Source organism: Caulobacter sp. NIBR2454 (genome assembly GCF_027474405.1).
Lineage (GTDB): Bacteria > Pseudomonadota > Alphaproteobacteria > Caulobacterales > Caulobacteraceae > Caulobacter.
The window spans coordinates 762932-776293 of record NZ_CP114871.1; the positions used below are offsets into that span (position 1 = coordinate 762932).

12 protein-coding genes are annotated in these 13362 nt (G+C 66.5%); 5 read left to right on the forward strand and 7 right to left on the reverse strand.

Annotation, left to right across the window (positions count from 1 at the left end; translation table 11 throughout):
• Positions 1–41 precede the first annotated feature (41 nt).
• Positions 42–1028 carry a helix-turn-helix domain-containing protein gene (locus O5K31_RS03785; protein WP_269715992.1) on the reverse strand — a complete coding sequence of 329 codons (987 nt, stop codon included), beginning with the start codon at positions 1026–1028 and terminating at the stop codon, positions 42–44.
• A 113-nt stretch (positions 1029–1141) separates the two neighbouring features.
• Positions 1142–3406, reverse strand: coding sequence for a phosphoenolpyruvate--protein phosphotransferase (ptsP, locus tag O5K31_RS03790; RefSeq protein WP_269715993.1), 2265 nt, complete (start codon positions 3404–3406; stop codon positions 1142–1144).
• A gap of 169 nt (positions 3407–3575) precedes the next feature.
• Between ptsP and O5K31_RS03795 the strand changes: the two genes are divergently transcribed.
• Together O5K31_RS03795 and O5K31_RS03800 are read left to right on the forward strand one after the other, a co-directional pair.
• Entirely contained in the window at positions 3576–4049 is a 474-nt protein-coding gene (locus O5K31_RS03795) for a chemotaxis protein CheW (protein WP_269715994.1), read from the forward strand.
• Positions 4050–4122: 73 nt separating this feature from the next.
• Positions 4123–5217, forward strand: coding sequence for a Zn-dependent alcohol dehydrogenase (locus O5K31_RS03800; protein ID WP_269715995.1), 1095 nt, complete (start codon positions 4123–4125; stop codon positions 5215–5217).
• Positions 5218–5227: 10 nt separating this feature from the next.
• Here the strand turns inward: O5K31_RS03800 and O5K31_RS03805 are convergent, their stop codons facing one another.
• The 5 genes from O5K31_RS03805 to O5K31_RS03825 form a co-directional block, all read right to left on the reverse strand.
• A complete protein-coding gene (locus tag O5K31_RS03805) occupies positions 5228–5635 on the reverse strand; it encodes a BA14K family protein (protein WP_269715996.1) in 408 nt (135 codons plus the stop codon).
• 27 nt (positions 5636–5662) lie between these two features.
• Complete coding sequence (locus tag O5K31_RS03810) at positions 5663–7021, reverse strand: M23 family metallopeptidase (protein WP_269715997.1); 1359 nt, start codon at positions 7019–7021, stop codon at positions 5663–5665.
• Positions 7022–7226: 205 nt separating this feature from the next.
• Positions 7227–8441, reverse strand: coding sequence for a hypothetical protein (locus tag O5K31_RS03815; RefSeq protein ID WP_269715998.1), 1215 nt, complete (start codon positions 8439–8441; stop codon positions 7227–7229).
• Between the two features lie 245 nt (positions 8442–8686).
• Positions 8687–9382, reverse strand: coding sequence for a response regulator transcription factor CtrA (ctrA, locus tag O5K31_RS03820; protein ID WP_269715999.1), 696 nt, complete (start codon positions 9380–9382; stop codon positions 8687–8689).
• Positions 9383–9610: 228 nt separating this feature from the next.
• A complete protein-coding gene (locus O5K31_RS03825) occupies positions 9611–10381 on the reverse strand; it encodes a LytTR family DNA-binding domain-containing protein (RefSeq protein ID WP_269716000.1) in 771 nt (256 codons plus the stop codon).
• 140 nt (positions 10382–10521) lie between these two features.
• Between O5K31_RS03825 and O5K31_RS03830 the strand changes: the two genes are divergently transcribed.
• The 3 genes from O5K31_RS03830 to O5K31_RS03840 all read left to right on the forward strand — a co-directional run bounded on the left by O5K31_RS03830 (position 10522) and on the right by O5K31_RS03840 (position 13350).
• Positions 10522–11523, forward strand: coding sequence for an alpha/beta hydrolase family protein (locus O5K31_RS03830; protein WP_269716001.1), 1002 nt, complete (start codon positions 10522–10524; stop codon positions 11521–11523).
• A gap of 68 nt (positions 11524–11591) precedes the next feature.
• Positions 11592–12923, forward strand: coding sequence for a flagellar protein export ATPase FliI (gene fliI, locus O5K31_RS03835; protein ID WP_269716002.1), 1332 nt, complete (start codon positions 11592–11594; stop codon positions 12921–12923).
• A gap of 13 nt (positions 12924–12936) precedes the next feature.
• Positions 12937–13350: a flagellar FliJ family protein gene (locus tag O5K31_RS03840; protein WP_269716003.1), complete on the forward strand. Its 414-nt coding sequence runs from the start codon at positions 12937–12939 to the stop codon at positions 13348–13350.
• The last annotated feature ends 12 nt before the right edge of the window (positions 13351–13362 follow it).

Here is a 13362-nt window from a genome sequence, read left to right on the forward strand (position 1 = left end):
ATAGGCCTTTGGCGTGACGATAAGAAGCCCTGAGAGGGCCTCTAGTCGACCAACTTGCCGATGGCGGTCTGGGTCGAGGGCATCAGGCCTTTCGACGCGCCGGCCACGAACACCTCGAAGGCGGCGGGGTCGGAGACGTCGGCGACCAGGCCTTTGACGGCCGGGGCGCGATAGGCCTCGCCGGCGTTCAGCTGGCGGGCGAAATAGACCTGACCGTCGGCGCCGCGCACGACCAGCGAGGCGTTCTTGCGGGCCTGGAGGGTGACAACGGACTCTTCAGGGTTGGCGCCCATGACCGGGCCGCTGGCCTTGAAGGACGAACCCAGGACGACGCTTTCGTCCGGCAGAACCTCTTCGGGATTGGCGGCGCGGGCCTTGGCCACGGCGATGGCCGCGTCGGCCGAGCCGCCCGAAGCGACGGAGTCTTCCAGGCCCGGCGTCACATAGGGCGCGGGGGTGGTGGATTCGACGGGCGCCGGCAGAGGCGCGCCGAGCGCCACGGTGGACGGAGTCTGGTTCGATTGCGCGACCGGCGGCGCGGCGGCCACGGCGCTGGAAACTTCGGGCTGCTGGTCGAAGGCGCGGCGGCCCACGTTCCAGACGACGATCGCGACGATGATCACCACGCCGACCACGGCGGCCATGGCGAAGCGGGGATCGGTCTTATGCTCGACGCCGACGGGCCCCTGCAGGACCTGGTCGGGATCGGGGCTGTCGATCTTGAAGCGGTTGACCGCGGCCTCGCCGTCCAGGTTCAGGGCCTTGGCGTAGGCGCGCACGTAACCGACTGCGAAGGGGCGCGAGGGCAGGGCGTCGAGACGCATCTCCTCAAGCGCGGCCAGATAGGTGCGCCGGACCCGCGTGGACTCGGCGACATCTTCCAGGGAAAGGCCGAGATGTTCGCGCACGGCCTTGAGGGCCGCACCGATGCTCTCGCCCGTCGCCAAGGTGGGAACGGAGGATTGGTCCACCTTGGACCCCTCGTCAGGAAACTTCAGCTGCGTGACCCCGCCCATGTCCAGCGGCATGCCCCGTATCCTGTATCCAAGTCGCGCGTGAATACGGCGACCAGACGCCTATCGCACGAAATGAGTTAACTATCCTTTGTCGATAGCAAGAAGATGTGACACCGCCAACGCATTCAAACTGCGACATAAAGTTTGCGCGCCAGGGTTTCGATCTCGCCCCGGATGGAACCTGCCCCGCTGCGAAGCAAAGTCTCTACCCCGCGCTTGGCCGCTTCGCGGTCGCAGGACAGCACCATCTGCTTGACGGGGCCGATGCCGGCGGGGGGCATGCTGAGCCGATCGAAGCCCAAGGCGGTCAGGGCGAAGGCCTCTAGAGGACGGCCGGCCATCTCGCCGCAGATCGATACGGGCGTGCCGGAATCGGCGCAGGCCTGCTGGATCGTCTTGAGCGCGCGCAGGGCGGGCGGGGACAGGAAGTCGTAGCGGTCGGCCACCTGCGGGTTCCCCCGGTCGGCGGCGAACAGGTACTGCATCAGGTCGTTGGTGCCGACCGAGACGAAGTCGGTCATGGGCAGCAAGGCGTCCAGGTGCCACAGCAGGGACGGCGCCTCGATCATGGCGCCGACGTCCAGGCGGGCGGGGGCGGGGCGGCCGCGACGCTGGGCCCAGGCGACTTCCTGATCGACAAAGGCGCGGGCGGCGCGGAATTCATCCACGCTGGCCACCAGCGGGAACATGATCCGCAACTCGCGACCGCGGGCGGCCTTGATCAGGGCGCGGATCTGCATGCGCAGCAGGGCAGGACGGTCCAGGCCCATGCGCACGGCGCGCCAGCCCAAGGCCGGATTCTCCTCGCGCTCCAGCTCCATGTACGGGACCAGCTTGTCGCCGCCCAGATCCAGGGTGCGGAAGGTCACGGGCAGGCCATTGGCCCCGTCCAGGACCTTTTCATAGAGCGAGGTCTGGGCTTCCAGCCGTGGCATCTCCTCGGCCACCATGAACTGGAACTCGGTGCGGAACAGGCCGATGCCCTCCGCGCCCGTCTCCGGCAGGATGTCGAGATCGACGGCCAGGCCCGCGTTCATCAGCAGGGTGACCTTGTGCCCGTCGCGGGTGAAGGCGGGGGTGTCACGCAGTTTGGCGAACTCGGCCCGGCGGGTGTCGCGCACCTCGATCCGCGCCTTGAGGGCGGTGACCACGTCGGCGCGGGGGCGCAGCCAAGCCTCGCCCGTCTCGCCATCGACCACGACGGGATCACCCTCGGAAACGCGGTCGCGCAGATCGGTCAGGCGACCGACGCAGGGAATGTCCAGGGCGCGCGCCACGATCGCGGCGTGGCTGGCGGAGGAACCCTCCTCCAGCAGCAGGCCCTTGAGCTTGGTGCGATCGTATTCCAGGAGGTCGGCCGGACCGAGGTTACGGGCGATCAGCACCGCGTTTTCCGGCAAGGTGCGGGCGTGATGACCCTCGCCCGAAAGATGGCGCAGCAGTCGGTCGTTCAGGTCTTCCAGATCGTGCAGGCGCTCGCGCAGATAGGGGTCGCGAGCCTGGCCCAGGCGGGCGCGGTGCTCGGATCGCACGCGCTCCACCGCCGCTTCCGCGGTCAGGCCGGAGCGGACGGCCTCTTCCAGGCTGCGGTTCCATCCGCGGTCGTGGGCGAACAGGCGATAGGTCTCCAGCACCTCGTATGAGGCGCCGACCAGACCGTGCTGGCCGTCCAGCATGTTGTCGATCTGGCTCTGCAGCTCGGCCACGGCCTGCTTGAGGCGAGCCTCCTCGGCCTGACTGTCGTCGGACAGCAGCTGTTCGGGGGCGACCGGCGGCTCATGCAGTACGGCCACGCCATAGGCCAGACCGTCCGCGAACTTGGCGCCCTTAAGGCGTTCGGGCTTGTGGGGCGCGATTTCGACGCCCTTGAGCTCGGCTTGGTCGATCAGGCCGCCGCCCGAGACCATCTCGGCCAGGACCATGGCGATGATCTGGAGGTCTTCGACCTCTTCCTCGCCATAGACGCGCTCGGTGCGGTTCTGGACGACCAGAACGCCGATGGCGCGACCGCCGCGCAGCAGCGGCACGCCCATGAAGGAGTGGAATGGGTCTTCGCCGGTTTCCGGGCGATAGGCGAAGGCCGGGTGGTTCGGCGCATCCGAAAGGTTCAGCGGGCGGCCCAGGCGCACGATCTCGCCCACCAGGCCTTCGCCGGTCTTCAGGCGGGTGACGTGGACGGCGTCGCGCGAGAGGCCTTCGGTGGCGAACAGTTCCAGGTCGCCGCCCGCGCGGCGCAGATAGATGGAGCAGACCTCGGCCACCATCGACAGGGCGATGATGCGCACCACCATATCCAGGCGCGCCTGCGCAGGTCCGCCGCCAGCCAAGGCTTCGCGGATCTGGCGAAGCAGGCTGCGTGGTCCGCGTACGGCCAAGCCGGATGCCGCCATGAGTTGAACGCCTCTCGCCTGTTCTGCCGGGGCTATAGCAGATTTATAGCCCCGAACACTTGCTGCGGAATAAACCTTGTTCGGCTCCGCTTTTTTCACCTTCTTCGCTCACCCTGCGGGCTTCGGCTGCAAACGCGGCCATTAACGCCGCGAATGAGGGAGAAGCCCCATGGCGCAACCGCTGACGGCCTTGCTGGCCGGCGGAGACGACCGACAGGTCATCTCCTTCGAAGTCGCGGGCCAGGAATTCTGCCTGGATGTGGGCGTAGTGCGCGAACTGCGTGGCTTTTCCGAGCCCACCCCGATGCCGGACTCCCCGCCCTATGTGACGGGTGTGATCAATCTTCGCGGCGTCGTCATGCCGGTGATCGATTTGCGCGCGCGGCTGGGCTTCAAGAATCTGGAGCCCGCGCCCCGTCCGGTGATCGTGGTGGCCGAGGTTCGCGGCGAGGCGGCCGGCCTGATGGTCGACGCCGTTTGCGACACCTATACGGTCGCGCCGGGCGACCTGACCCCGCCGCCGGCCTTCAGCGAGTATGCGTCGGACGGCGTGGTGGCTGGCGTCATCAAAGCCGGCGACAAGATGATCATCCTGCTTTCGCCCGAAACCCTGCTGCCCGAGGGCTTGGCGAAGGCCGCCTAACATTTGTTTGAATTTCGCTCTCCCCAGGGGCGGGCGAGGGCGATAACGTGTCTCCAAGAAAAGGGAGATGCGTATGAAGGCTGCGGTTCTGCGTGAGGTGGGCAAGCCCCTCTCCATCGAACAGGTCGCCATCGGCAAGCCGGGACCGCACGAGGTGCTGATCCGCACCGTCGCCGCCGGAGTATGCCATTCGGACCTGCACTTCGTGGAAGGCTCCTATCCGCACCCGCTGCCTGCGGTGCTGGGCCATGAGAGCGCTGGCGTCGTCGAGGCGATTGGGTCCGAGGTCCGCACGGTCAAGGTCGGCGATCATGTCATCACCTGCCTGTCGGCGTTCTGCGGCCACTGCGAACACTGCCTGACCGGCCATATGAGCCTGTGCGTCAGCCCGGAGACCCGGCGCAAGAAGGAAGACGAGCCGCGCCTCTATCGCGAGGACCTGGCCGCGCCGCGGATGAACCAGTTCCTGAACCTGTCCTCATTCGCCGAGTACATGCTGATCCACGAGCATGCCTGCACCTCGATCCGCAAGGACATGCCGCTGGATCGCGCGTGCCTGATCGGCTGCTCGGTGATGACGGGCGTCGGGGCGGTGATCCACACCTCCACCGTGCGTCCGGGCGAGACCGTGGCGGTGATCGGTTGCGGAGGGGTGGGCCTGGCGGCGGTGAACGGCGCGGCCCTGGCTGGAGCGGGGCGGATCATCGCCATCGACCGCGTGCCGGCCAAGCTGGAGCTGGCCAAGAAGTTCGGGGCCACCGACGTCATCAACGCCGCCGACACCGATCCGGTGAAGGCGGTTCAAGACCTGACGGGCGGCGGCGTGCATCACAGCTTCGAGGCCATCGGCCTGAAGATCACCGCCGAGCAGTCGTTCAAGATGCTGCGGCGGGGCGGCACGGCCAACATCATCGGCATGATCCCGGTGGGGACCATGATCGAGCTGCATGGCCCCGACTTCCTTGGGGAGAAGAAGATTCAGGGCTCGTACATGGGGTCCAACCGCTTCCCCGTGGACATGCCGCGTCTGGTGGACGCCTACATGGCGGGGAAGCTGAACCTGGACGACCTGATCTCACGGCGCATCAAGCTCGAAGACGTCAACGACGCCTTCGAGGAGCTGAAGCGGGGCGAACTGGCCCGCTCGGTGATCATGTTCGACAGCTAGGCCAGACGGCCTATCGGCAGTAGTGGCGATACCCGTCGCGGCCCAGATAGGTGTCGCTGCGGGGATCGTAGCTGCGGTACTTGCGGGCGCAGTAGGCCGCGTGGCTGCGGTCGTCTCGCCGGCCATAGGCGCGGTTGGCGTCGGCCTGCGACCCGAGGATCGCCGCACCTAGAGCGAAGCCGATCACGCCGGCGGCCAGGGCGTCATTGTTGTTGCGGTCGCGATAGCGGCGGCGGTTATCCCAGCGACGCCAGTCGCCGCGGTTCCGGTAGTCGTACCATTGGCGCTGATCGACCCATCGGCCGTCATAATAGTAATAACCGCCTGGCCGGCCATAGGGCTGCGCCTGAACGGCGACGGGCGTCGCGACGCCGGCGAAGGTCGCGGCCGCCAGGGCCACGCAGAGGAACTTGCGCATCATGCTCTCCGGGTTTTCCCGGAGGACTTAACGTCCAGCTTGGCGGTTCGCTCCGCCGGTCACGGCGCTGGCGTCGGCCATCTGAATCTGGCCCTTGCCGTTCAGCAGGCTGTCGATGTGAGCCTTCTTAGCGCGGAAGCGGTTCAGTTCCGCGCCGGCCAGGATGGTGCCCTGCGGGATCTTGGCGCCTACGGGATTCACCCGACGCCCACCGTTGAAGATTTCGTAGTGCAGATGGGGTCCGGTGGACATGCCGGTCGAGCCCACATAGGCGACCAGTTGGCCCTGTTTCACGCGTTGACCCTTTTTCAGGCCCTTGGCGTAGCGCGACAGGTGGGCGTAGCCGGTCTCCCAGCCGCCGTTGTGGCGGATCTTCACCCAGTTGCCGTAGCCGCCCTTGCGGCCGGCCTCGACCACCACGCCGTCGCCGGCGGCCAGGACCGGGGTGCCGCTGCCGGCGCCGAAGTCGATGCCCTGGTGCATGCGGGTGAAGCCGAGGATCGGGTGACGACGGGCGCCAAAGCCCGAGGTGATGCGCGCGCCATCGACGGGGGTGCGCAGCAGGAAGCCGCGAACGTTCTTGCCAGTTTCGTCGAAGTAGTCGACGCCGCCGTCATTGCGCTCGAAGCGGTAGAAGCGCAGGCCCTTGATCTCGGCGTATTCCAGATCGCCGGCCTCGATGGTGCGGCCGCTTTCGGTGACCTTGCGGTCGAAGACCAGGCTGAAATTGTCGCCGGCCTTGATGTCCCGCGAGAAGTCGACCTTGTGCGAGAACAGCTTGACCACCTGGGCGGTGACCGTCGGGGTGGCGCCGGCGCGGGCGGCGGACTCGAACAGCGAGCCGTGCATCTCGCCATGGGCGACGGTGGTCTCGTCCCGGACTTCTTCTTCCAGTTCGCGCAGGCGCAGGGCGCCGTCGAAGGTGCGCGAGACGGTGATGGCGCTGGACGGGCTGGTGCGCAGAGACAGGCCGATCAGGCGGGCCGGGCCGCCACGATCGCCGCGCGGATGGGCCAGGGCGATATCCAGGGCCATGCCGGCCTTGATCTTCACGGTGTCCATGGCGCTGGCCAGGGTGGCGACGACCTTGGCGGCTTCGTCAGGCTCGACCCCGGCGCGTTGCACGGCGCCCTGAAGGGTTTCGCCCGGACGCACTTTCACCGGCACGTTCTCGGCGCGGCTTAGACCAGGCTGGGCTTCGGCCTGGGCGAAGGCCCTGTGCTGAAGGGCGGTGATCTCGGCGGCGTTCAGGGCCGGCTTTTCGGGAACAGGAGCTTCGAAGGGAGCGACCTTGATGGCCGCCACGGCGGCGGCCACGGCGACGGACGCAACCACGACACGAGGAAGCAGTCGGGCGGCCGGGCGTCGCGGATCGAATTCCTGCATCGTTCCCCCATTCGATGTCGGTCATCCGAGCGCCGACCACACCCCTGGGGCGGCCCTCGAACGTGCCGGGAAAATCCCGGTGTTCGCCTATAAAAGCAAGCACTTCGCGCCGATCGGGCGCTTTGTCGCGGGCAGCATAGGCAAAAAGAAAGGCGATCCCGTTAACCGAGACCGCCTCTATTTTAGCTGGGGGATTGTGACGCTTTCACGCCATCCAGGCGGTATCGTTGGAATAGGCCGCCACGAGGCTGACGTTGAACTGGGCCTCGCTGTCGGCGAGATCGAAGAAGAAGTTCTCCAGCGCGTTGGCGTAGAGGCCGACATTGGCTTTCACCGCCTCGCCCAGAATGTAACCGACCAGCCCGGCCTTGGCGGCAAGGTCCTGATTGGTGGTGCTGTTGATCCGCGCGCTGGCCAGGGCGTCGAAGTAGTCCTTGCGGCTGGCGATATCGGCGATGGCGGCTTCGGCATTCACGCCGGCGGCCGTGGCCTCCGCGATGCCGATGATCTCGCCGTACGCCTTGCGAACCGCGCCCTCGAAGGTCAGGCCGCCATAAGCCTGGTTGAAGCTTTGAGCGCCCTCGCCGGACAGGCCGAGGTTGGCGGCGAAGTTGATGTACCGGTTCTCGAGGTTGAAGTTGTTGTAGTAGGCGTCGGTCAGATCCGTCGGGTTGAGCGTGTCGATCGCGTTGACCAGGAAATCCAGGCCGTCGACGGTCGGGGTCTCGCCCGTGAAGAACTGGTAGCTGAGGACCGCCACGGCCGAAGTGTCCTTGGCCAGGGCCATGATCTCGCGCACCGCCTCGGTGGTGCTGAGCGTACCGGCGTCCACACGGTTCCAGAGGTTGGTCAGGGTCGCGACATCGCCCGCGGCCTTGGCCGAGCCGGCGTCAACGCGCGTGATGTTCTGATAGGCGACCTCGAGATCGAGGTTGGTGTTGCTTCCGGGCAGCCAGCCCGTGCCGCCCGAGCCGCTGCCGCCCGGATTCTCGACGCCGTTGTCGCCATTGCCGTCGATGTCGCCGCTGCCGTTGTCACCCGTGCCGGCTCCGCCGCCACCCGTGCCCCCGCCGCCGCTTCCGCCTCCACCGGTTCCCCCACCGCCGGTCCCACCACCGCCAGAACCACCACCGCCAGAACCGCCGCCGCCCGCGCCGCCGCCGATGTCGATATCGACGCCGCCGCCGATGTCGGGAAGGATGTCGATGTCGATCCCGCCGCCAAGGTCCAGCCCAGGCAAAACATCGACGCCGACGAGAGCGTTCTGCGTCGTGGCCTGCACGCCGCCCGCCACGCCGGGCAGTACACTCAAGCCAAGATTGTTGCTGCTCGTGTTTACGCCCACGCCGCCGAGGAGGCCGGGCAAGAGGGTGAACTGCTCGTCAAGCAGTCCCCCAACCAATCCAGAGTTATCGGTCATTGAGCTCTCTCCTAAGTCGTCTCCACCCCCATATACAATTACGAGAGTATTTTGTTCCGAGACCGCTATAGTTGAGCTTTCACATTTCCAGGTTGTGAATTTGGTCGATAAAGTCGCAACGCGTGTTTTTGCAATGGGTTGAAACTTGGCCGCAAAAAAGTGGGCCGAGCCCTGGCGTGCAAAGCAAAACGCCCGCCGGGCGAGCCGGCGGGCGTTTCAGAAAGTCGTTGGGAGGATGAGGAGCCTTAGGCCGCCTGCATGCCTTCCTGCGGGTCGCGCAGCACGTAGCCGCGGCCCCAGACGGTTTCGATGTGGTGCTTGCCCTGGGCCGAGGCGGCCAGCTTCTTGCGAAGCTTGCAGATGAAGACGTCGATGATCTTCAGTTCCGGCTCGTCCATGCCGCCATACAGGTGGTTCAGGAACATTTCCTTGGTCAGGGTCGTGCCCTTACGCAGGGAGAGCAGCTCCAGCATCTGATATTCCTTGCCGGTCAGATGCACGCGGATGCCGTTCACTTCGACAGTCTTGGCGTCGAGGTTCACCGTGATGTCGCCGGTCTTGATCACCGACTGGGCATGGCCCTTGGAGCGGCGGACCACGGCGTGGATGCGGGCGATCAGCTCGTCCTTGTGGAACGGCTTGGTCAGGTAGTCGTCGGCGCCGCCGCCCAGGGTCTTCACCTTGGTGTCGATCTCGGCCGTACCCGACAGGATCATGATCGGGGTGTTGATCTTGGCGACGCGCAGGGTGCGAAGCACATCCATGCCGCTCATGTCCGGCAGGGACAGGTCGAGCAGGATCAGGTCGTAGTCGTAGATCTTTCCAAGATCGACGCCCTCTTCACCCAGATCCGTCGTGTAGACGTTGAAGCCCTCGGACTTCAGCATCAGCTCGATGGTCTGCGCAGTGGCGCTGTCATCCTCGATCAACAGTACGCGCATCAGCCCCTCTCAGCCCCCAACGACGGCTAAATTCCAACGGGTCGGCAAAGTTCGACCCCGCTCTCGCCGACACATTGTGGGCGAGAGAATTTAAGATCGGTTAATGGTGAATGACCCTCTGGGAGAATCGTTAAGCTGATTTGCGAATCGGGAGCAAGCGCCGCCGGACTCCGAACGCGAATTTTGTCACCGATTCTTTTGTGACGCTAAACCCAGGCGCAGCAAGGCTTAGCGGGGGATCCAGCCCGCGGCTTTCAGTTTGGCCACGCTGGTTCTGGAGACCGGCGCCTCGATCCCGTTGACCAGTTTCAGGCGCAGATTTCTGCCATCTTCAATAACAACCTGAACCGCTCTGCGGGCCACCCACCAGGACCTGTGGACCTGCATGCCGTCCAGATCGCCCAGTTCGGTCATGGCCTGGTTCAGGGACAGCAGGACAAGGTCAGAGCCCTGCGGCGTGTGCATGCGCACATAGTGATCCTCCATCTGCAGGCACAACAGATCGCGTCCGAGGCGCGGCGGCAGGCGGCGCAGGATCGTGGGTTCCGCCGAGGTCGCGGCCGGTGGGGAAGGAGGCGCTGCGACACGCAGCCGCAGCAGGGCGTAGGCGCCGACATAGACGAGGCCGAGCAGCACCGACTGCGCATACCACTCCGCCCACCCGATCCTGGCGACGGAGGGCCAGAGCATGATCGCCGCCGCGCGTACGATGGCGCAAAGCGGAACCGTGGCGATCACCACGACGGCGGGGACCCAGGCCCAGAACGGCACGCCGGCCCGCTGCATCCTTGGCGTCAGCCAGCGCAGCAGCAAGCCGAAGGAGACGCCGCTGAGCAGGAAGCTGCCGGTCCAGTAGGCCACCCGCACCATGGGCTCGTCGTTGAAATAGCTGCCGAAGGGGCCGAGCAGCCCCATGATCACCCCTGTGACCGCGCAGACGGCCAGGTCGATCGCCCATGCGCGGGGGGTGTTCAGGTCGGAGGCCGGGTTCAACGCCATGCTCCCTCTATAGCCCGACGCGCGGCGCGGAAAACCCGCTCGCCGGACAGCGAACCCGTTCGCCCATTGGCGAAGGCGCGGTGGCGGCCTCGCGGTTGGAGCGTCAGCAAGGGGGCCACGCAGTCGCTGAAAGGAGCGCCATGTCTGTCGCCGTCAAAACCAAGAGCTTCGCCGCCGCCGTCCTGGCCGGCGCCCTGATGTTCGCCGCCCCCGCCCTGGCCGGGGTAGGCTTTCAGGTCCTGAGGGTCCCCGACCCCGAGGGCGGGACGATCGAGGTCGGGGTCTGGTATCCGGCCGATGGCCCGGTCCGGACGATTCCAATGGGTCTCAACAGCATGGAGGTCTCGCCCGGCGCGCCGCTGAAGGGGGAGGGGCTGCCGCTGGTGGTCATGTCGCACGGGCATGGCGGCTTCTTCGGCGGCCATGCCGATACCGCCGCGGCGCTGGCGGAAGCGGGCTTCGTCACCGCGGCCCTGACCCACACCGGAGACAACTACGCCGACAAGAGCCGATCCACCGAGGGCGCCAACCGGCCCCGGCAATTGCGGGTGCTGGTGGACTACATGCTAGGCGGATGGTCCGAGCATGGTCGGCTTGATCCGGAGCGGGTAGGGGCCTTTGGCTTTTCCATGGGCGGCTTCACCGTCACCGCCGCCATCGGGGGCGTGCCGGACGCCGCAAAGATCAACGAGCATTGCCGCCAGCGGCCGCAGTTCTTCGACTGCCAGCTGGTTCACCATCGTCCCGCTGAGCCGGCCAGCTGGACGGGCTGGAAGCGCGACGACCGCATCAAGGCCGCCGTCATCGCCGCCCCGGCGGTGGGCTACGCCTTTACGCCTGAGAGTCTGGGGGCGGTGAAAATCCCCGTGCAGCTATGGCGGGCCGAGGTCGACGCGATCCTGCCCGAGCCGTTCTACGTCCAGCCAGTGCTGGAGAAGCTGGGGGCGCGGCCTGAATATCATCTGGTGAAGAAGGCCGGGCACTTCGAGTTCCTGACGCCCTGCACGCCCGAGGGGATCAAGCGCAGCCCCGACATCTGCCTTCCGTCGCCTGGCTTCGACCGCGAGGCGTTCCATCGCGACTTCAACCGCGAGGTCGTCCGCTTCCTGTCCGAAAAATTGAGCGTCGTTAACCGGCCTTAACGAGACCTTTTCACTCATGGTTAACGACGTTGCCCGCAAGGTCGCCCCTCAAGTGCTGAGGGGCCGCTTTGCAGAACCTGATCGCCGCCGTCGAGCGTATCGATCCGCTGACCGTCTATGGGCGCGTCGCGGCTGTGAACGGCCTGCTGATCGAGGCCCGGGGCGGCCTCACCCGCCTGTCGGTCGGCGCGCGCGTCGAAATCCAGCGCTTCGGCAATTCACCTCTGCCGGCCGAGGTCGTGGGCTTTCGCGAGACCCGCGCCCTGCTCATGCCCTTTGGCCCGGTTGAGGGCGTCGCCCCTGGCGCGGAGATCAAGATCCGTCCCGAGGGTGCGTCGGTTCGCCCGACCAAGGCGTGGCTGGGCCGCATCGTGGACGCCTTCGGCGAACCCATCGACGGCCTAGGCCCCTTGCCCCAGGGCGAGGCGGCTTATCCGCTGAAGGCCGCGCCGCCGTCGGCCCACGCCCGCGGCCGGGTGGGCGAGCGCCTGGACCTGGGCGTGCGGTCGATGAACGTGTTCACCACCACCTGCCGGGGCCAGCGCCTGGGCATCTTCGCCGGTTCGGGCGTGGGCAAGTCGGTCTTGCTGTCGATGCTGGCGCGCCAGGCCACCTGCGACGCGGTCGTGGTGGGGCTGATCGGCGAACGGGGTCGGGAAGTGCGCGAGTTCATCGAGGAGACCCTGGGTGAGGAAGGCCTGCGCCGCGCCATCGTCGTGGTGGCCACCTCGGACGAGCCGGCGCTGAAGCGTCGCCAGGCCGCCTACATGACCCTGGCCCTGGCTGAATTCTTGCGCGACCAGGACATGGAGGTCCTGTGCCTGATGGACTCGGTGACCCGCTTCGCCATGGCCCAGCGCGAGATCGGCCTGGCCGCGGGCGAACCCCCCACCACAAAAGGCTATACGCCGACCGTCTTCACCGAGTTGCCCAAGCTGCTGGAACGCGCCGGTCCCGGACCGATCCGGCCGGACGGGACGGAGGCGGGACCGATCACCGCCCTGTTCACGGTGCTGGTGGACGGCGACGACCACAACGAGCCGATCGCCGACGCCACGCGAGGCATTCTGGACGGGCACATCGTCATGGAGCGCGCCATCGCCGAGCGCGGCCGTTTCCCGGCGATCAACGTGCTGAAATCCATCAGCCGGACCATGCCCGGCTGTCAGCATCCCGAGGAGCGGGACATCGTGAAGGGCGCCCGCCAGGTGATGGCCGCCTATTCGAACATGGAAGAGCTGATCCGCATCGGCGCCTATCGCTCAGGTTCCGACCCTCAGATCGACCGCGCTATCGTGCTGAACCCCGCCATCGAGGAATTCCTGTCGCAGGACAAGGACGAGGCCACCAGCCTCGACGATTCCTTCCATCAATTGTCCAGCATCCTGAGCGCTGCGTGATCCGGGCCTTCAAATGACCAAGTGGGCCGACTCCCTCATCCGCATCGCCAACTACGAGGTCGAGACCTTGCAGAAGCGTCTCGGCGAGATCGCCGCGCGCCGGCAGGACGCCGAGATCCGCATGGCCATGCTCGACGCCGAGGGCGAGGCCGAGATGCTGCGCGCCCAGAACGACGCGTCGGCGGGCTGGTACATGGTCGGCTACAAGCAGGGGCTGGCTTTGCGCCGGGCCCAGATCCAGGCCCAGGTCGACGCCATCAAGATCGAGGAAGGCGCCGCGCGCGAGGCCCTTTCGCGAGCCTTCGAAGAGCTGAAGAAATACGAGCAGGTGGCCGAGAACGCCAAGATCGTCCGCCAGAAGAAGAGCGATGCGATCGAGACCGCCCAGATGGACGAGATGGGCCTGCGCAAGAGCGGGACGCGCTAGCGACCCGGAGCG